Below are 19,078 nucleotides of genomic sequence, written 5' to 3' on the forward strand. Positions count from 1 at the left end.
GAGCAGAGCAGGTATAATCCCCACAGTTTCCTGATTAATTGTTAGTTTTCCCGGTGTGAAATGGATTTTCCACAAATTCATTGTTCTGCAGAAGAACAACCGAATAAACAAGGATGAAATAATATTTATTCGGCTCTCCCTCAGAACAATTCTTGGCTATTTGACAATATTATAACGCCTGATGTTTTATCAAATTCGCAAGATACGCAAACAGTTTGAGGCATACAACAATGAAACCAGCATCCGTTATCATTATGGACGAACACCCTATTGTCAGAATGTCGATAGAAGTACTACTCGAGAAAAACAGTAATATTCAGGTAGTGTTGAAAACCGATGACAGCCGTACGGCAATAGAACATCTGCGCACGTACCCGGTCGATCTTGTCATCCTGGATATTGAACTGCCTGGTTCTGATGGGTTTACATTACTCAAAAGAATAAAGTCATTGCAGGAGAAAACTCGGGTACTGTTTCTGTCCTCAAAATCCGAGTCGTTTTATGCCGGGCGTGCTATCCGGGCCGGTGCAAATGGGTTTGTCAGTAAACGAAAGGATCTCAATGATATCTACAATGCGGTAAAAATGATTTTATCGGGATATTCCTTTTTTCCTTCGGATACCCTTAATTTCATTAACAATATAAATGCACAAAAAGGCGTCTTACATGACATGCCGCTCTCTAACCGTGAAGTTACCGTTTTGCGTTATCTGGCAAACGGGCTATCCAATAAGGAAATTGCTGAGCAGTTGTTACTCAGCAATAAAACGATTAGCGCTCACAAGGCTAATATCTACTCCAAGCTCGGGTTGCACACCATCGTTGAGCTGATCGATTACGCAAAAATGCATGAATTAATGTAATAACACTCCCGGCGAGATTTCGTTCGGGAGTGTTTTGTTAGCGCATTGATTAGTTATAGTTAATCATGAACGTGGCATCAGCCTTGGCAATGCCAGGCTGAACCCCAGCAGCTAACGCGATATAGTTTGCGAAAAAGGTCAGCGTGGCATTGCCGTTCTCATCAATCCCCACCGTCTGGCTGGCCTGTTCGAGCGGCAATCGCGTACGGTCGCTGTCGTGCAGTTCGATCGCCACCTTTTGCGCCATCACCGCATCATCAAGCGCCAGCAACGTCGTGCCCGGGGCCGGAGTTCCGGAAAACGTTATCGAAGCGGAACCCGGCGGGCAGCCTTCTAGCTTCAGCGTAAACGCGACCGGTTGAGTAGTATCTCCGCTGTTCTGAAGCTGCTTGGTCGGCCAGGTGCCTAGCTCCACCGACTTATTGCTGTCGCTGGCAATTACCGCGCAGGTAAAGTCCACCACGTTTCCGCGCAGTTCAATATTGATTTCCCCCAGCGACGAAGCGGCATGGCACAACGAGCTGAATGTCAGCAGGCACACCATTGCCAGGCGTTTCCCTGCGGCTGGCGTTTGCTTGTTAGTCATAATCCACTCGCAGATAGCCACGGGCTGTAAAAGGTCCTTCGGTAGGTTTATTGCCCGTCACGCTAACCGGCCATGTTCGAATACCCACGCTCGCCGCGGCGTTATCATCCAGTTGAAACGGGATAGTGCTGGACAGATTATTGGGCGTCAGCGGTTTACCGCTGCTGTCGGCGACAATAAAACCTAAATCGGGATTGTCAGATACCATCATTTGCCCGGTGGCTTTCTCGGCCTCTACACGCATGGTTAAGTAGGCCTGTGCAGCGACGTTGGTGCATTTTATCGCTACCGTTTTGGTCTGCGGATTGATGCCTTCAGGCCGGTTTCCCGCTCCTGCCTTGCTAAAGAGCGATGCGCCAATATCACCAAAATCAAACTCAACAATCTGCCCGGCGTTTACTTCGCAGTTTTGTGGAACCTCCACCTTGCCGCTGTAGCTGATGGTATAAACCGGCACGCTTAGTGCATCTCCGGTACTGGTCGTGACATAGACGCTGAACATCGTCTGCCGCGGAATCGGCACCATGTTAATAAACGGGCGGATTACTTTGAGCTTAAACACCAGCTTTGAATCCATCACGCCAAAAGGCTGCTGCTTAGGTACGTTAGGGTGAGTCCCCATGCGAATGTAATTACGTGGGGGATAAAATAACCCGGCATAGCTATCGGTTATGCTCATGGCCCCCAGCAGGTAGTCATTGAGCTTCAGATACTGGAAGCCGCCTTCGGTACTTTGAACCGGAAGTTCAGTGACATAGCTTCGATAGGTGTAATTTACCGTTGTCCCGGCCGGACAGGTGGCATTCACGCCAATCCAGCCAGATTTTTCCGGTAACGTCACCACCTGTCCCGGCTGGTTGTTACTACTGTTGAAGACATTCGACAGATCGTAAAAAACATCCGTTGGCGTGCCATTCGAGTTTTGGCAGACCGTCGCCCAGGACGAATGGGCCATCAGCAGTAAAGCGCTTCCCAGTAACAAACCCGTTTGTCGTTTCATCGTATTATTCCTGTCGTACTGACGGAGATTCGCACGTCACGTTCGTGAGCGTTACCGCTTGTTTCAGGCTCTCCTCTGGCAAGGCATAGCGCGCCACGCAGCGCGCGTTTGCGCCTTCCCCCCATTGGATCAACAACTCGCCTTTTAGCGGCAGGCCGCTCAGGTAGATTTGCCCGTCTTCACCCACCATGCTGGTCACGCCGCTGGTGTTTTCACGCACGACGGAGCCAAACGGCACTGGTTTACCGGCATGTTTGGCGGTAATCAGCGCCCGCACACCGATTCGTGTATCAAATGCCGCCCGCACCAGCGCCCCTTGCGTTGGCACTACGCTGCTGACGTTATTCTCCACATCGGTATTGTTGTTCATGGAATTGGTATCTAACGCGACGCGGTTATAGCGATAGACGGTGGCATACGGCATCACCGCGTATCCGCGCCAGTCGGTTTGAACGCCGGTCTGGTTCTCTATCCGTACACCCTGCGCGCCCGGCGCTTTAATCAGCACGTTGGTATCGCCCAGAGGCTGACTGAGCGTAATGCCGTCCGCATGCCCCACCACGCCGCCGGAGAGCTGCCAGTTGTAGTCATGCTGGTCACGGTCGTAGTTGTAACCCACGCCCAGCGTACCGTAGGCCGCCTGCCAGTTGGCGCTGGCGTTTCCGCTATAGCCATTGGTGCTGCTGTGCCCCTGATTCACGCTGTAGCTCAGGTTGCGCCCATCCAGCAACGTACCGCCGATCCCGCTCTGCCAACTGTTCTGTCCGTTGCTATTACGGTTGGCATTAAAGGTCGCGTAGGTGCGATCGAGGGCGTTATCACGCGAGTAACGCCGTCCGCTCAGCAGGCTGAACGGTACAGACATATTGAACGCCAGAATACGGTCGGTGTCGGAGATGCCAACCGATTCATTCCACGACCAGGAGAGTGAATAGCTAATCCCCTGCCAGCCGCTGGCATAACCCAGTTGATACCAGGTATTGGTGTCTGAAGTATTCCAGTACGTCTGCTGACTACCCGAGATATACAGCGATCCGTAATCCCCCAGATTCTGCGAAATGTTGATCTGGAAACGGCCCTTTTTGCTGTAGCTCAGGTTGTGGTAACTCGTCACATTGGGCACGTCGTGGCGATTGCCCTCACTGTCGTATTCGTACTCATAGCCTTCCATACTGCGATACGCCACATCGTCGAGGGTATAGAAGCCACGCGTTGAGTAGCGATACCCCAACAGCTGGAAGTTAGTGCCAAAATTGTTCAGCGATTTCGCATACAAGAAACGTAGAGACTGCCCCTGGTGCGTACTGTCATCCGCCAGTTGGCTGCGCGCATGGGTGAGATCGACAGAAACCGCCCCCCAGTCCCCTAGGTTTCGACCGGTGCCTAAAACCACCGCGGTGTAACGTGAGGCCAACTGCGTACCACCGTATGCGGTATAGCCCTCTGGTAACCCGGCAATTAATGTTCCCTGGAAAAAGAACGGTGAAGATTGCTGGCTATTGCCGCTGCGAAAATCCCCGGCGACAACGTCATATTTGAAACGCCCTTCTCGTTGTAATAAGGGAACGGTGGAGTACGGCACCGTATAGCGTTGCTGGCTGCCGTCCTTCTCATCCACCGTGACCTCAAGATCACCGCTGGATGACGTTGGGTTGAGATCGGTTATCGAGAAAGCGCCGGGTGAAACATAGCTTTGATAAATCACATAGCCATTCTGACGAATGGTCAGTTTCGCTGCGGTACGCGCAATGCCGCGAACGGTAGGCGCGTAGCCCTGTAAGCTGTCGGGATACATACTGTCTGAGGAATAGAGCCGCGCACCGCGAAACCCGACGCTGTCAAAAACGTCGTTGCCAGTGTTGCTGTCGCCCATCACCAGTTCGCCTTTCAGCGGGATAATTGCGCGCTGAAGCCATGTACCGATGTTTTTCCAGCTTTGTGAGTGGTATCCGTCGCCCCTGGAGTAGCTCCATGCACCGTTGTTTCTCAACCGCCAGGGGCCATAGTTCAGACCACTGAGCATACTGAGGAAGTAACTGTCAGTATCACTGCCGCGGCTGCCGGTAAAGCTGTAGTTAACCAGCGCGGCCGGGATCCCTTCATCCCACTCTTCCGGTGGAATATAGCCGCGCGCGCTGTTTAACATTGACGCCTGTGGCAGGCTGACGTTTAAGCGCAGGGTAGAAAAATCAAACGCAATCTCGCTGCCGGGAATCGCCTCAGGTAGATTGATACAGGTATCGTTCGGATCCTTACTGAGTGCCGGAAACGCGGCGATATTGACGCCAAGGCGCTTTACCCAGTCGAGTCCAAAGCACGGCATCAGCCCACCGGACTTCTCCCCGGCTTTTGCCGCACTGGTAGTAAAACGAATATCCTGAGTGGCAACAAACTCATCGTTGCGCCAGATATCCACGCGATAAACGCCTTCAGGCTGGTGATTGCCTTTTTCAAAACGTGATAAATCCGCCACGGTTGCCGTATCCGCAGATAAAAAAGCCGGATTAAAATAGCTTTCTCCATAGCTTAGAGAGGGAAAGAGCGCCGCCAGCGTGGACAACGCCACCCCCGCCAGCGGTGGCGTAACCCCCGGTAACAGGCCAGGAAAATACGTTGTCTTATTCATCGTTATCTCAACGCACACTAACCGTTTTAGCCGGGGTCACAGCGCCATAATCATTGACCGTCTGGAACGTGACGTTGCCCTGAACGCCCGTGGGTAGCAGGACCTGCGCATCGCTTTTCGGCGCAACCATCACGTTATCGACCTTCGTTTTCCCCACATTGAGATTGACCAACGTGACGTAATACGCTGACGGATTGTTGATCTTCAGGTGGTTGCCGGAGCGGGAAAAGGTCAGCATTCCTGGTGCATCTTCCGGGATTTGCGGCAGATTATTCGGACGAACGAAAAGTTTGATGCGTGACAGAATCGCCAGTTGCAGAACGTTTTTGCCCTCAAGGCTGTTTTTATTGACTGACGGAATGGCTTTGACGTTCATCCAGAACAGCGACTCACGGTCTTTGGGCAGCGGTTCACCGGCATAGATGATACGCAGCGTGTTTTCGCTTTTGGGTTCACTAACAAACAGCGGAGGCGTAACCACAAACGATTTTTCTTTAGCGCCTGCGCTATTCTCAATCCATGAATTTACCAGGTAACGTTCTTTGGTATCGCTATTGCTAATAGACAGGGACGTTTGTTTGGCATCGGCCGGATAAATAACGCGAGTGGCGCCTAATGCAATGCCTCCGGCAGCCTGAACACTGGCAGCAGAAAATAAGGCCAGTAAAAGGATAAAACCTGATTTTAGATAATTAAACATAGCTAAAAATACCTTTGATGCGATTATCGTTGGGAAATAAATCAGGGATAAACCAACGTAAACCACACGTCTGAGCGAAGCGTTCCCGGCGTTATATTTTCCGAGACAGCCCGATAGCGGGCAGTGAAATGAAACGTCATCTCTTGCGTTATAATCGGCACATAATGAAGCGGCAGGGCATTCGGTATAATTTGCCGTTGGCGCTCGTCAAATAACGCCAGACCAATCCCCGAAGCCGCAGACGCATCACCGCTGGCAAGAAAAACCTGCGGATCTTCTGCTGGCGTCACGCCCGCAAACGCAATCCCAACATGGTCATAAACATCGGAGCTGCACGACGTTAAGCGCAGTGAAAACGGTACGTTGGTAGAGGCGAAGCTTCCCGTCCCAGAGAAAGCATTGGTGCGATACTGCCCCATTTGCACCCGCATATCCTGACTGTCAGTGGCGACCGTACAGGCGCCGTTGAAGAGCTGCCCCCGTAAGTGGACGCGGCCACTTTCCAGTATTACCGTATGTGAAAGCACAGGCATTACGCACAGCATTCCCGCCAGCGCCACGCCTTTCCCTATCATCTGCCGCATCCTTCATCATCCCCGGATATTGCCTCATCCATTGAGGCGAACATCATCCTTGCGCAAATCAAAACGGCTTATTCGTACTTCATGATGAACGTCGCGTCGGCATTTGCCTGACCCGGCGTTGCGCTTGCGGCAGTGGCTTTGTAACGCGCAGAGAAACGCAGGGTGTTGGTCCCTTCTACCAGCGCCTGAGCGGTAGAGAAGGTTGCGCCATCCGGCTTCAGCGCGGTGGACGTATTGTCCAGAATTTCAATCCCAACACCGCCTGCAGTGGTACCGTTGTCTGCAGAAGTGACGGCCAGCAGGTTGTTATTGGTAATATCGGACTGGCCTGAGAAAGCAACGGCTGCGGTTGCGGCAACGTTCGGGTCACAGTCGTTCAGCACGATAGAGAACGGAATTTGTGCTGTAGTGTCACCCACTGCGGCAAAACTGGCAGTACGATACTGGCCTAACGTCACAACCTGATCGGATGACTGAGTACTGACTGCACAGGCTGCATTGACCAGTTCACCTTCAAAATGCACAGTACCGCCGCTAACGCTTACCGGATCGGCTGCAACCGCTGCACCGGCGACTAACATCAGGCTGGCAATAACAGAAGAGGTCATTAATTTACGTTTCATGGATTTCCCTTGAATTACACACATCCGGCTCCGGCATCCTGCGGGATCCGTTTGAATCATTATCGACATTAAATGTCAGGCTAATTATCTCTGCATCCTGTAAAGATATATATCGCATGAGAATTAGCTAACCTTTTACCCCAACTCTCCTGAGTATTTGATTCACTAATTATTCCTCGCGAATATGACTATTCGTCACAGCGATAAATTAAACATTTCAATTAATGAAAAATACCTGCAAATCCTTTTAATGACCCTGGCTAATTCTTAATGGGACCCAGGAAAAATCTGGGTGGGAATGAGGTAAAATCCCTCATAATTAACCGTAACAGACTGGTTTGTGGCGCATTACCCCTGAATATACTAGGGTGATGAGTTGTTTCATTCACGTTAATTTTAATTAGCATGCTCATTAATTATCCGTAAGGCTTAAGCCTCTGTACTGACCCCATTCGCAGATCGTGACGCCCCCTGGCGCACGTAAAAATGCAAACGAAAACTGACAGCACGTCCCGCTTCTGACAAAATAGCGGCATCCCCTTCGATTTAACGTAACAGACGGAATCCTCTCTCTGATGGCAGCAAAGATTATTGACGGTAAAACGATTGCGCAGCAGGTGCGCTCTGAGGTTGCTCAAAAAGTTCAGGCGCGTTTAGCGGCTGGATTACGCGCCCCAGGCCTGGCTGTTGTGCTGGTAGGTAGCAACCCGGCTTCGCAGATTTATGTCGCGAGTAAACGCAAAGCCTGTGACGAGGTGGGGTTTGTCTCCCGCTCCTATGACCTGCCTGAAACCACCAGCGAGGCAGAGCTGCTCGAGCTGATCGATACGCTCAATGCAGATACCACCATCGACGGTATTCTGGTCCAGCTGCCGTTACCTGCGGGTATCGACAACGTTAAAGTTCTCGAGCGTATTGCGCCGGATAAAGACGTTGACGGTTTCCACCCGTATAACGTTGGTCGCCTGTGCCAGCGTGCGCCGCGCCTGCGCCCGTGTACTCCGCGCGGTATTGTGACTCTGCTTGAGCGTTACAATATCGACACCTACGGTCTGAATGCGGTCGTTATTGGCGCGTCGAATATTGTTGGCCGCCCGATGAGCATGGAGCTGCTGCTGGCTGGCTGCACCACCACCGTCACCCACCGGTTCACCAAAGATCTGCGTCGCCATGTAGAGCATGCAGACCTGCTGATTGTTGCCGTCGGCAAACCTGGCTTTATTCCCGGCGAGTGGATCAAAGAAGGTGCGATTGTGATTGATGTCGGCATCAACCGTCTGGAGAATGGTAAGGTTGTTGGCGATGTGGTCTTTGAAGATGCTGCCGCACGCGCGTCATACATCACGCCGGTACCCGGCGGCGTAGGCCCAATGACGGTCGCCACACTTATCGAAAACACGCTGCAGGCGTGTGTTGAATATCATGATGTAAAGGACGTTTAAGATGGCCACATTTTCACTGGGTAAACACCCACACGTTGAACTCTGCGATTTACTGAAGCTGGAAGGCTGGAGCGAAAGCGGCGCCCAGGCAAAAATTGCTATTGGCGAAGGGTTAGTGAAGGTCGATGGTGCGGTAGAAACGCGTAAACGCTGCAAAATCGTTGCAGGACAGACCGTCAGCTTTGAAGGCCACAGCATTAACGTCGTGGCGTGATCCCAGGTGCCGGATGAGGTTAACCCCTGTCCGGCCACTTCCTCTCTCCTTTTCAGATAATGACTTCATCACCACTTCACAGTGAACTGTTAGCATGTTGTTTTTCCACATGAAGCGATCATCATGCCAACAATCGTTACCCACGCTGCCGTTCCTCTCTGTTTAGGATTAGGTCTCGGGCGTAAAGTCATCCCCCCGCAATTACTGTTTACTGGCGTCATTCTGGCTATGTTGCCGGATGCCGACGTACTGTCGTTTAAGCTTGGCGTCGCCTACGGCAACGTGTTTGGTCACCGTGGTTTTACCCATTCGCTGCTGTTCGCCTTCGTGGTACCGCTGCTCGGCGTATGGATGGGTCGACGATGGTTCAAGGCAGGCTTAATTCGCTGCTGGCTATTCCTGACGGTTTCACTGCTGTCGCACAGCCTGTTGGATTCGGTCACCACTGGCGGCAAAGGCGTCGGCTGGCTGTGGCCGTGGTCGGATGAACGCTTCTTTGCACCGTGGCAGGTGATTAAAGTCGCCCCGTTTGCGCTATCACGCTACGCCACACCATACGGGCACCAGGTGATAATTTCGGAGTTGATATGGGTATGGCTACCGGGAGTTATGATGATGGGTGTGCTGTGGTGGTATCGGAAATATTAATTTGCCGGATACGACAAGCGTCTTATCCGACCGACATTCGTACATTGATTGCCGGACAGGGCGCGAGCCGCCATCCGGCAATCAATATCATTACTTACGGCGCCAGGTAGTGCCCTGCGGGCCATCTTCCAGCACGATACCCATCTCATTGAGACGGTCACGCGCGGCGTCAGCTGCCGCCCAGTCTTTGGCTTTACGGGCATCCAGACGCTGCTGGATTAACGCTTCAATTTCAGCAACTTCACCGTCATCCGCCTGCGCACCGCTTTGCAGGAATGCTTCGGGCTCCTGTTCCAGCAGGCCCAGCACGCTGGAAAGCTTACGCAGATGCGAAGCCATACCGTTAGCCGCCGCCATATCTTCACCCTTCAGGCGGTTAACCTCACGCGCCATATCAAACAGCACGGAGTAGGCTTCCGGCGTATTGAAGTCATCGTCCATCGCTTCAATGAAGCGTGCTTCAAAGGCTTCGCCACCGGCTGGGGCAACGGACTTATCGGTGCCGCGCAGCGCGGTATACAGACGCTCCAGTGCAGAGCGCGCCTGCTTCAGGTTCTCTTCGCTGTAGTTTAACTGGCTACGGTAATGACCAGACATCAGGAAGTAGCGAATGGTTTCGGCGTCGTAGTATTTCAGCACGTCACGCACGGTAAAGAAGTTGCCCAACGATTTGGACATTTTCTCCCGGTCAACCATCACCATTCCGGAGTGCATCCAGTAATTAACGTATTCACCGTCATGCGCACAGGTAGATTGAGCGATTTCGTTTTCATGGTGCGGGAACATCAGATCCGAACCACCTCCATGAATATCAAAATGGTTGCCCAACTGTTTGCAGTTCATCGCCGAACATTCGATGTGCCAGCCAGGACGACCCGCGCCCCATGGAGACGGCCAGCTCGGCTCGCCTTCTTTGGACATTTTCCACAGCACGAAGTCCATCGGGTTGCGCTTCACATCAACCACATCAACGCGTGCGCCCGCCTGCAGCTGATCCAGATCCTGGCGTGACAGCTGACCATAGTTCGGGTCAGTCGGCACGTCGAACATCACGTCGCCGTTATCAGCGACATAAGCGTGACCTTTGGCAATCAGCTGTTCAGTGATTTCAATGATCTCAGCGATATGGTGCGTAGCGCGCGGCTCCAGATCCGGGCGCAGAATATTCAGTGCGTCGAAATCGCTATGCATTTCCGCGATCATTCTGTCGACCAACGCCACAAAGCTCTCACCGTTTTCATTCGCGCGCTTGATGATTTTGTCATCAATATCGGTAATGTTGCGCACATATTTCAGCTTATAGCCGAGGAAGCGCAAATAGCGCGCGACAACGTCGAAAGAAACGAAGGTACGTCCGTGGCCAATATGACAGAGATCGTAAACGGTAATACCACACACGTACATGCCGACTTCCCCGGCATGAATAGGTTTGAATTCCTCTTTTTGGCGCGTCAGTGTATTAAAGATTTTTAACATCGAAGATTCCGTGTAGACGTGTGTGGATAGTAAAGTCTGTATAATACCCATAATTTAGACCGGAAGCAGCACACTTTGCGAGGTGATCGCAGCTTGCGGTTATGCTATAACACACCCCTAACTCTGACCCTTCACGGGGTCGAAGCACCAATCTATCGGAACAGGATGCAAAAATGGTTACTTTCCACACTAATCACGGCGATATCGTAATCAAAACGTTTGATGATAAAGCGCCTGAAACAGTTAAAAACTTCCTGGACTACTGCCGCGAAGGTTTTTACAACAACACCATTTTCCACCGTGTTATTAACGGTTTCATGATCCAGGGCGGCGGTTTCGAACCGGGCATGAAGCAAAAAGCCACGAAAGAAGCGATCAAAAACGAAGCGAACAACGGTCTGAAAAACACCCGTGGTACGCTGGCGATGGCGCGTACTCAGGCTCCGCACTCCGCAACCGCACAGTTCTTCATCAACGTTGCAGACAACGACTTCCTGAACTTCTCCGGCGAAAGCATGCAGGGTTGGGGTTATTGCGTGTTTGCCGAAGTTGTTGAAGGCATGGACGTGGTTGATAAAATCAAAGGCGTTTCCACTGGTCGCAGCGGTATGCACCAGGATGTGCCAAAAGAAGACGTCATCATCGAAAACGTGACCGTCAGCGAGTAATCGTGACGACACTGTTTATTGCAGATCTTCACCTCTGCACAGAAGAACCGGCGATCACCGCCGGTTTTCTGCGTTTTTTAGCCGGTGATGCGCGAAAAGCTGATGCACTGTACATTCTCGGCGACCTGTTTGAAGCCTGGATTGGCGACGACGACCCAACCCCACTGCATCATGAAATAGCCGCGGCGATAAAATCACTGGTTGATTCCGGCGTTCCCTGCTTTTTTATTCACGGCAATCGAGATTTTCTGCTCGGCAAACGTTTTGCCCGTGAAAGCGGCATGAGCTTGCTGCCTGAGAAAAAAGTACTCAACCTGTATGGCCGCAAGGTATTGATCATGCATGGCGACACTTTGTGTACCGACGATGCAGGCTATCAGGCGTTTCGCGCCAAAGTACATCAACCCTGGCTACAGAAGCTGTTCCTCTCCTTACCTCTGTTCGTTCGCCAACGTATCGCCGCGAAAATGCGCGCCAACAGCAAAGCGGCCAACAGCAGCAAGTCACTGGCGATCATGGATGTGAATCCGCAGGCCGTCATCACCGAGATGGAAAAGCATCAGGTCCAGTGGTTAATTCACGGCCACACCCACCGCCCGGCAGTCCACGAGCTTACGGCCAATGAGCAACCCGCTTTCCGCGTGGTATTAGGCGCATGGCACACCGAAGGGTCGATGATCAAAGCCACGCCAGATGACGTTGAACTGATCGCATTTCCGTTTTAATTCCGCAGATATCCAGTTCCTCTTTACACAAAACTCGTTGAGATGCAGCCAGCTACAGAGGCTGCCTGAAGGGTGAAGTGTAAAGCGCGCAATCGTTTTCCTTGACGGCGAATTATGCTATTCTCTGTGGCCTCAAAAGTCGAGTGTAGTGCATCACAGGAGTTTTCAGACGCATGTCTTCCCGCAATAACCCGGCGCGTGTCGCCATCGTGATGGGGTCCAAAAGCGACTGGGCTACCATGCAGTTCGCCGCCGAAATCTTCGAAATTCTGAACGTGCCGCATCATGTTGAAGTCGTCTCCGCCCACCGCACCCCTGACAAGCTGTTTAGCTTCGCCGAAAGCGCAGAAGAGAACGGCTATCAGGTGATTATTGCCGGTGCTGGTGGCGCTGCACATCTGCCAGGCATGATTGCGGCGAAAACGCTGGTGCCTGTTTTAGGCGTCCCGGTGCAAAGCGCGGCGCTGAGCGGCGTAGATAGCCTTTACTCCATCGTACAGATGCCGCGCGGTATTCCGGTCGGAACGCTGGCTATCGGCAAAGCGGGCGCGGCAAATGCGGCCCTGCTGGCAGCACAAATTCTGGCAACACACGACAAAGCATTACACCAGCGTCTGAACGACTGGCGCAAAGCACAAACCGACGAGGTGCTGGAGAATCCGGACCCGCGAGGTGCGGCATGAAGCAGGTCTGCGTACTCGGTAACGGTCAGCTAGGGCGCATGCTGCGCCAGGCCGGTGAGCCGCTGGGCATTGCGGTCTGGCCCGTCGGGCTGGATGCCGAACCAGCAGCGGTCCCTTTTCAGCAAAGCGTGATCACCGCTGAGATTGAGCGCTGGCCGGAAACGGCGCTCACCCGCGAGCTCGCGCGCCATCCGGCATTTGTCAACCGCGACGTTTTCCCAATTATTGCCGACCGTCTGACGCAAAAGCAGCTTTTTGACAAGCTCGGCCTGGCAACTGCGCCGTGGCAGTTGCTGGCAGATAAAAGCGAATGGCCTGCAGTATTCGACAAACTCGGTGAGTTGGCGATCGTGAAACGTCGCGTCGGCGGCTACGACGGTCGTGGGCAGTGGCGTTTGCGCGCATATGACACCGAACAACTGCCGGACGACTGCTACGGCGAGTGCATCGTTGAGCAGGGAATCAACTTCTCTGGTGAAGTCTCACTGGTTGGCGCTCGTGCGCACGACGGTAGCACCGTCTTCTATCCGCTGACCCATAACCTGCACCAGGACGGCATTCTGCGCACCAGCGTGGTCTTCCCGCAGGCTAACGGCAAACAGCAGAAACAGGCCGAAGCGATGCTCTCTGCCATCATGCAGGAGCTGGGCTATGTCGGCGTGATGGCGATGGAATGTTTCATCACCCCGGAAGGTCTGCTGATTAACGAACTGGCTCCACGCGTGCACAACAGCGGGCACTGGACGCAAAACGGTGCCAGCATCAGCCAGTTTGAGCTGCACCTGCGCGCCATTACCAACCTGCCGTTACCCACGCCGATAGTGAACACTCCTTCGGTGATGGTAAATCTGATTGGTAGCGACCTGAACTATGACTGGCTGAAGCTGCCGCTGGTGCATCTGCACTGGTATGACAAAGAGGTGCGTGAAGGGCGTAAGGTGGGACACCTGAACCTGAGCGACAGCGATACCGCGCGTCTTAGCGCGACGCTGGAAGCGCTTATCCCCCTGCTGCCGCCGGAATATGCCAGCGGTATTATCTGGGCGCAGTCAACGCTGAAATAAGCCATTAATGCCGGGGATTTGATTTTATCCTTCCCCGGCCCCTCCTCTGGCGCGTAAAATCCCCTCCATTGCTGTTTTTGTATTTTCAGGATCACACATGAACGATGGAACGGACTATCGCGCAATTTTGCTCGCTGGTACGCCTATAATCGATGTACGCGCCCCCGTCGAATTTCTGCAAGGCGCAATGCCGGGCGCAATCAACCTTCCCCTAATGAACGATGACGAACGTGCCGCCGTGGGTACCTGTTATAAACGTCAGGGACCCGAGGCAGCCCTCACGCTCGGCCATCAACTGGTCTGCGGCGAGACTCGCCAACAACGTATGAAGGCCTGGCTGGATGCCTGTCGTCAAAATCCTGCGGGTTATTTATGCTGCGCGCGCGGCGGTCAGCGTTCGCACATTGTGCAACAGTGGCTGCACGAGTCCGGGATTGACTACCCGCTGATACACGGTGGCTACAAAGCCCTGCGTCAGGCGGCGATTCAACTGACTGAAAAATTAGTGCAAAAGCCGATCGTCTTAATTGGCGGCTGTACCGGGAACGGTAAAACGCAGCTGGTGCAACAGCAGCCGAACGGCGTGGATCTCGAAGGTCTGGCGCACCATCGCGGTTCCTCGTTTGGTCGCACCGTTGAACCGCAACTGAGTCAGGCGAGTTTTGAAAACCTGCTGGCGGTCGAAATGCTCAGAATCGACAGCCGTCAGGATCTGCGTCTGTGGGTACTGGAAGATGAAGGCCGCATGATAGGGGCTAATCATCTACCCGAATGCCTGCGCGAACGCATGACCCAGGCATCTATTGCAGTGGTAGACGATCCTTTTGAGCGTCGTCTGGAGCGACTGCGCGAAGAGTATTTCGTGCGGATGCACCACGATTTTACCCATGCTTATGGCGAGAGTCAGGGCTGGCAGGAGTATAGCGAGTATCTGCACCACGGCCTGTTTGCTATTCGCCGCCGTCTGGGTTTACAACGTTTTGCCGAGCTGACCGCCCTGCTCGACGTGGCTCTGCGCGAACAGCAAGCGACGGGCAGTACCGACACCCATATGGGCTGGCTGGTACCGTTGCTCAACGAGTATTACGACCCGATGTATCGTTATCAACTGGAAAAGAAAGCCGCGAAAGTCGTCTTTCGCGGCACATGGCAGGACGTTGCCGACTGGCTTAACGCACAGTGATCAGTGTCTGTCGCGCTTATCCGCGCGTTTCGCCAGCCAGTCGCCCAGCACCTGAACGACCTGCACCAGAATAATCAGCGCCACCACGGTGACAATCATGACCTGGGTTTCGTAGCGGTAATAACCAAAGCGAATCGCCAGGTCGCCTACCCCACCGCCGCCAACGATTCCGGCCATCGCGGAGTAACCGATCAGACTCACCAGCGTTATCGTCAACCCACGCAGCAGACCCGCGCTCGCTTCAGGTAACAGAACGGTGCAGATGATGCGCATCGGGCTGGCGCCAAAGGCTTCCGCCGCTTCAATAATGCCTTTATCGACTTCGCGCAGTGCGCTGTCGACCAGACGGGCATAAAAAGCGATTGCCGCCACCGAGAGCGGAACCGACGCCGCAATCGGCCCAATGGTATTTCCGAGTAAAAACTGGGTGAGCGGCAGCAGCAGCACCAGCAGGATCACAAACGGCACCGAACGGATGATATTCACCAGCACGGAGCTGAGCAGATACACAAAACGGTTTTGCCAGAATAAATGCCGGTCGGTGACGAAAATAAGAAAACCGAGCGGCAAACCGCCAATAATCGCCAGCACCGTAGAGATGCTCAGCATCTGAAAGGTTTCATTAAACGCCAGCGTCAAATCAGGCAATAAATCATCCACGAATCACCTCCACCTGTGCCGTGCGTTGACGAATATGCTCCACGGCGACATCCACCGCAGAAGGGTTATGCGGCGCGGTAAGTTGCACCACCAGAATCCCCAGCGCACGCTCGCCGATATATTCAATTTTGCCGTGCAGAATGTTCACCGCCACACCAAATTTAACCGCGACTTCTGACAACACTGGCTGTTCCGCCGAATCGCCGATGAACAGAATTTTCAGCAACTGGCCAGGCAAATGCTGGCGCAAGCGTTCGGGTAGCGTCAGATTGAGGGTATGCGACACCAGTTGCTGCGTAAAAGCGTGCTGCGGGTGAGCAAAAACGTCAAACACTTCACCGGACTCCACCACCTTGCCGCCGGACATCACCGCCACACGATCGCAAATCGATTTGATCACGTTCATCTCGTGAGTGATCAGCACGATCGTGATCCCCAGCTGTTGGTTGATCTGCTTAAGCAATGCCAGAATAGTGGCCGACGTTTCCAGATCCAGCGCAGAGGTCGGTTCATCACACAGCAGCACATCGGGGTGATTGGCAATCGCACGGGCAATACCAACGCGCTGCTTTTGCCCGCCGCTGAGCTGCACAGGAAAGCGGTTCGCCTTGTCAGACAGCCCCACCAGCGTCAGGATTTCGCTGACGCGTGGGCCAATTTTACTGCGCTCCCATCCGGCAGCCTTCAGGCTGAAAGCGACGTTTTGCGCCACGGTACGGGTATGCATCAGATTAAAATGCTGAAAAATCATCCCAATACGCTGACGGGCTTTACGTAGTTGCGCCCCTTCCAGCGCGGAAATTTCTACGCCGTTAACCTTTACGCTTCCCAGGCCTGGTCGCGTTAAGGCGTTCAGGGTGCGCAGCAGCGTACTTTTCCCCGCGCCGCTGGTCCCGACAATGCCAAATATCTCACCTGCGCCTATGCGCAAGCTGACGTCATCAACCGCCCGGGTTGATGGTCCACGGCCTGCGCTAAAATCCACGCAAACCTTTTCTATCTCAATCATAGCCACCTCAGAAATGCGAAAAGGGCAGTCGCCGCTGCCCCTGTTAACCTTGTGCGCAGCGATTATTGGGCTGCCGACATCCATTCCGGTTTCTGGAAGGCGCTGTAGATATTTTGCGGATCGTCGATCACCGCGCGATACGCCGGAGATTTCACCGCCGCCACAATATCTTTCGCGAACGGTTTATCTGCATCTTCACTGCGTACCGCTATGATATTTTTCAGATTTTCGTCCAGATGCTCTTGCTTGATGGCACTGGCGAGATCCAGTTTTGCCGCCACAGCAAAGTTACCGTTGACCAGCGCGCCGGTCACACCGTCCAGGGTACGTGGCAGCTGTGCCGCTTCCAGCGGTTTAAACACCAGCCCTTTCGGGTTGCTGGCGATATCGCGCTCAGAGGCTTTAGTCGGATCGATAGTGTCTTTGATGGTAATAAGGCCAATAGACTGCAGGAAACGCAGACCGCGAGCCAGGTTGGTTGGATCATTGGAAAGCGTGATCACATCCCCTTTTTTTAACTCATCCAGGCTTTTGATTTTATGTGAGTAAAAACCCATCCCGGCCGTCGGGACCACAATCAGCTTGCTCAGCTTCAGTCCTTTATCAGCGGTGAATTTGTCAAAGTAGAGCGAGTGCTGGAACAAGTTGGCATCAATACTGCCGTTGGAAAGCGCCATGTTCGGCTGCACGTAGTCGCTGAATTCGCGCACCACTACCTTATAGCCTTTCTCTTTCAGCGTAGGGGCAATGGCCTGTTTCACCATATCGCCGTACGGACCAGGTGCGACGCCAAACACGATGGTATGCGGGTCACTGTTCGCATGAGCAAGTTGTAATCCACAGGCCAGTAACAGCGATCCGGTCGCGACGCGTAAACTCTGACGCAATCCCATAATTTCTCCATTTTAACGTTGTGGTGTCATGTCTCACGCCGTTCTTGCGGCGTTGTTCTTGTTGGCCTGTTAACAGGCTGATTGTTAACATGACACAGATCACAACCTGCTGTCCTTGAAATTATTTCATGATGTTGCGGGATATGTCGTTGAATGTACGTTGAAGGTACTAATGTGTTTTTCAGCAAAGGATAGTAAAAAACCGGATAACCTTCTGGTTACCCGGTTTTGGCAGGGAAATTGACTTAGAAATCGTAACGCAGACGAACCAGGTTCATATCACCCAGATTGTCGGTGCTGGAGGTGAAGACGTGTTCGTAATCCACACGGAAACCGTAGTCCAGCTGGAAGCTGATACCCACACCATTGTCGGTACGCAGGTAGTTACGACCATTCACGTATTCAATACGGTCGCCCATAACGTAGGGTTGAACGGATTTCAGCGCATACTGACCAACCGGGAAGGTGTAACCCGCGAAGTATTCCAGACCCCAGGCATCACCGGCAAAGTAATCGTTAACAGAGACTTTTTTGGTGGTCATGAAGTTTTGATACCAACCGCCGCCCATCGAGAAGGTCCAGTTGTCCGGTTTCCAGCTCAGCGCGGTACCGACGATGTTTTGATCGTAGGTTTTGCTGGTGTCGCCACGCATTTCCGCGCGGGTGTAGTTCCACGCCGTACCCCAGGTCAGGTCATCGGTGATGTGATAATCCACACCCAGCGAGCCACCGCCTTTGCGCTTGTAGCGCAGACCGTTGTTCGGGTTGTAATCATCGCTGAACAGATAAGATGCGTAGAGATCAACATCGCCAACCGTTTTCTTATACTTCAGTGATTTACGCGTACGATAGGAACCGTCATAGTCGCCATTGATACCGTTACCTGGTGCCTGACCGATCATGTCGTAGTCCCAGATATCCGTTTTCGCACCAACCACATCATAGTAAATGCTGTTCTGTTGACCGAAGGTCAGCGTACCCCAGGTCGCGCTCTTCAGACCGGTGTACAACATACGACGCGTGGTATCGTTGGCGCCGTTAGCATAGTGATTATCCCAGTTGAACATTGCCGGGAAGTTAACGCCCAGCTCGTAATAACTCACCCAGCTGATGTCATCAAACAGATAGTAATCAGCGGCGAAGCGAAAACGCGTCCCACCGTCGAAGCCATTACGCTTGTAGCCATTCTTACCATCATCACCGGCCATATTCTGGAACTGCGGACGAATACTCCCGCCAACGGTGAAGTTAAGACGGCTCAGCGGGTTGCCCGCCTGTGGATCTTGTTTCAGGACCGTGATTTCCGCCTGGGAGGCGAACGTCGTTAATGCCACTGCTGCGCCGATCGATACCGCCAGCGCCGTTTTTTTTATAGTCATTATTTGTACCTTGATAGATAGCCTGCCAATTATTCAGCATACAAATATTAAC

20 protein-coding genes are annotated in these 19,078 nt (G+C 53.0%); 9 read left to right on the plus strand and 11 right to left on the minus strand.

Annotated features, from left to right (window positions below; translation table 11 throughout):
• The first annotated feature begins 230 nt into the window (after positions 1-230).
• Positions 231-863: a fimbria biosynthesis transcriptional regulator FimZ gene (gene fimZ / locus OGW44_RS18200; protein WP_016152131.1), complete on the plus strand. Its 633-nt coding sequence runs from the start codon at positions 231-233 to the stop codon at positions 861-863.
• Between the two features lie 49 nt (positions 864-912).
• Here fimZ and sfmF read toward each other — a convergent pair whose 3' ends face one another.
• The 6 genes from sfmF to fimA form a co-directional block, all read right to left on the minus strand.
• Positions 913-1,449 (minus strand): fimbria assembly protein, encoded by a 537-nt coding sequence (sfmF, locus tag OGW44_RS18205; RefSeq protein ID WP_047416795.1) that lies wholly within the window; start codon positions 1,447-1,449, stop codon positions 913-915.
• Entirely contained in the window at positions 1,442-2,449 is a 1,008-nt protein-coding gene (fimH, locus tag OGW44_RS18210) for a type 1 fimbria D-mannose specific adhesin FimH (protein ID WP_046276059.1), read from the minus strand. The genes sfmF and fimH overlap by 8 nt, the downstream gene beginning before the upstream one ends.
• A gap of 4 nt (positions 2,450-2,453) precedes the next feature.
• Positions 2,454-5,075, minus strand: coding sequence for a fimbrial biogenesis usher protein (locus tag OGW44_RS18215; protein WP_185654246.1), 2,622 nt, complete (start codon positions 5,073-5,075; stop codon positions 2,454-2,456).
• Between the two features lie 7 nt (positions 5,076-5,082).
• On the minus strand, positions 5,083-5,775 hold the full coding sequence (fimC, locus tag OGW44_RS18220; RefSeq protein WP_016152127.1) for a type 1 fimbria chaperone FimC: 693 nt from the start codon (positions 5,773-5,775) through the stop codon (positions 5,083-5,085).
• Between the two features lie 41 nt (positions 5,776-5,816).
• Complete coding sequence (gene fimI / locus OGW44_RS18225) at positions 5,817-6,350, minus strand: type 1 fimbrial protein subunit FimI (protein ID WP_286454242.1); 534 nt, start codon at positions 6,348-6,350, stop codon at positions 5,817-5,819.
• A gap of 77 nt (positions 6,351-6,427) precedes the next feature.
• Positions 6,428-6,982: a type 1 fimbrial major subunit FimA gene (fimA, locus tag OGW44_RS18230; protein WP_032946983.1), complete on the minus strand. Its 555-nt coding sequence runs from the start codon at positions 6,980-6,982 to the stop codon at positions 6,428-6,430.
• 575 nt (positions 6,983-7,557) lie between these two features.
• On the opposite strand from fimA, the gene folD reads away from it, so the two are divergent.
• The 3 genes from folD (at position 7,558) to OGW44_RS18245 (ending at position 9,286) form a co-directional block, all read left to right on the plus strand.
• Positions 7,558-8,424 (plus strand): bifunctional methylenetetrahydrofolate dehydrogenase/methenyltetrahydrofolate cyclohydrolase FolD, encoded by an 867-nt coding sequence (folD, locus tag OGW44_RS18235; RefSeq protein WP_003021887.1) that lies wholly within the window; start codon positions 7,558-7,560, stop codon positions 8,422-8,424.
• Between the two features lies 1 nt (position 8,425).
• The gene (gene ybcJ, locus OGW44_RS18240; protein ID WP_016152124.1) at positions 8,426-8,638 is read left to right on the plus strand and encodes a ribosome-associated protein YbcJ; all 213 of its coding nucleotides are present in this window, start codon (positions 8,426-8,428) and stop codon (positions 8,636-8,638) included.
• 123 nt (positions 8,639-8,761) lie between these two features.
• Positions 8,762-9,286, plus strand: a complete 525-nt coding sequence (locus tag OGW44_RS18245; protein ID WP_019076201.1) for a metal-dependent hydrolase — start codon at positions 8,762-8,764, stop codon at positions 9,284-9,286.
• A 90-nt stretch (positions 9,287-9,376) separates the two neighbouring features.
• Here the strand turns inward: OGW44_RS18245 and cysS are convergent, their stop codons facing one another.
• Positions 9,377-10,762, minus strand: coding sequence for a cysteine--tRNA ligase (gene cysS, locus OGW44_RS18250; RefSeq protein ID WP_006685638.1), 1,386 nt, complete (start codon positions 10,760-10,762; stop codon positions 9,377-9,379).
• A gap of 173 nt (positions 10,763-10,935) precedes the next feature.
• Between cysS and ppiB the strand changes: the two genes are divergently transcribed.
• From ppiB to mnmH, 5 genes are all read left to right on the plus strand, one after another.
• Complete coding sequence (gene ppiB, locus OGW44_RS18255; RefSeq protein WP_003021875.1) at positions 10,936-11,430, plus strand: peptidylprolyl isomerase B; 495 nt, start codon at positions 10,936-10,938, stop codon at positions 11,428-11,430.
• A 2-nt stretch (positions 11,431-11,432) separates the two neighbouring features.
• Positions 11,433-12,155, plus strand: a complete 723-nt coding sequence (gene lpxH / locus OGW44_RS18260; RefSeq protein ID WP_181626378.1) for a UDP-2,3-diacylglucosamine diphosphatase — start codon at positions 11,433-11,435, stop codon at positions 12,153-12,155.
• 173 nt (positions 12,156-12,328) lie between these two features.
• A complete protein-coding gene (purE, locus tag OGW44_RS18265) occupies positions 12,329-12,838 on the plus strand; it encodes a 5-(carboxyamino)imidazole ribonucleotide mutase (protein WP_016152120.1) in 510 nt (169 codons plus the stop codon).
• Complete coding sequence (gene purK / locus OGW44_RS18270) at positions 12,835-13,902, plus strand: 5-(carboxyamino)imidazole ribonucleotide synthase (RefSeq protein WP_185654245.1); 1,068 nt, start codon at positions 12,835-12,837, stop codon at positions 13,900-13,902. Before purE ends, purK begins: the two co-directional genes overlap by 4 nt.
• Positions 13,903-13,999: 97 nt before the next feature.
• A complete protein-coding gene (mnmH, locus tag OGW44_RS18275; protein WP_185654244.1) occupies positions 14,000-15,085 on the plus strand; it encodes a tRNA 2-selenouridine(34) synthase MnmH in 1,086 nt (361 codons plus the stop codon).
• Here the strand turns inward: mnmH and OGW44_RS18280 are convergent, their stop codons facing one another.
• The 4 genes from OGW44_RS18280 to OGW44_RS18295 form a co-directional block, all read right to left on the minus strand.
• Positions 15,086-15,745, minus strand: coding sequence for a methionine ABC transporter permease (locus OGW44_RS18280; RefSeq protein ID WP_003831085.1), 660 nt, complete (start codon positions 15,743-15,745; stop codon positions 15,086-15,088). It lies immediately after the preceding gene.
• Entirely contained in the window at positions 15,738-16,754 is a 1,017-nt protein-coding gene (gene sfbB / locus OGW44_RS18285; RefSeq protein ID WP_047358079.1) for a virulence-associated ABC transporter ATP-binding protein SfbB, read from the minus strand. The genes OGW44_RS18280 and sfbB overlap by 8 nt, the downstream gene beginning before the upstream one ends.
• A gap of 62 nt (positions 16,755-16,816) precedes the next feature.
• The gene (locus OGW44_RS18290; protein ID WP_185654243.1) at positions 16,817-17,647 is read right to left on the minus strand and encodes a MetQ/NlpA family ABC transporter substrate-binding protein; all 831 of its coding nucleotides are present in this window, start codon (positions 17,645-17,647) and stop codon (positions 16,817-16,819) included.
• Positions 17,648-17,892: 245 nt separating this feature from the next.
• Positions 17,893-19,026 carry a porin gene (locus OGW44_RS18295; RefSeq protein WP_016152115.1) on the minus strand — a complete coding sequence of 378 codons (1,134 nt, stop codon included), beginning with the start codon at positions 19,024-19,026 and terminating at the stop codon, positions 17,893-17,895.
• Positions 19,027-19,078: the final 52 nt, after the last annotated feature.

The sequence above is a fragment of the Citrobacter sp. Cb023 genome, assembly GCF_030336805.1.
GTDB lineage: Bacteria > Pseudomonadota > Gammaproteobacteria > Enterobacterales > Enterobacteriaceae > Citrobacter > Citrobacter braakii.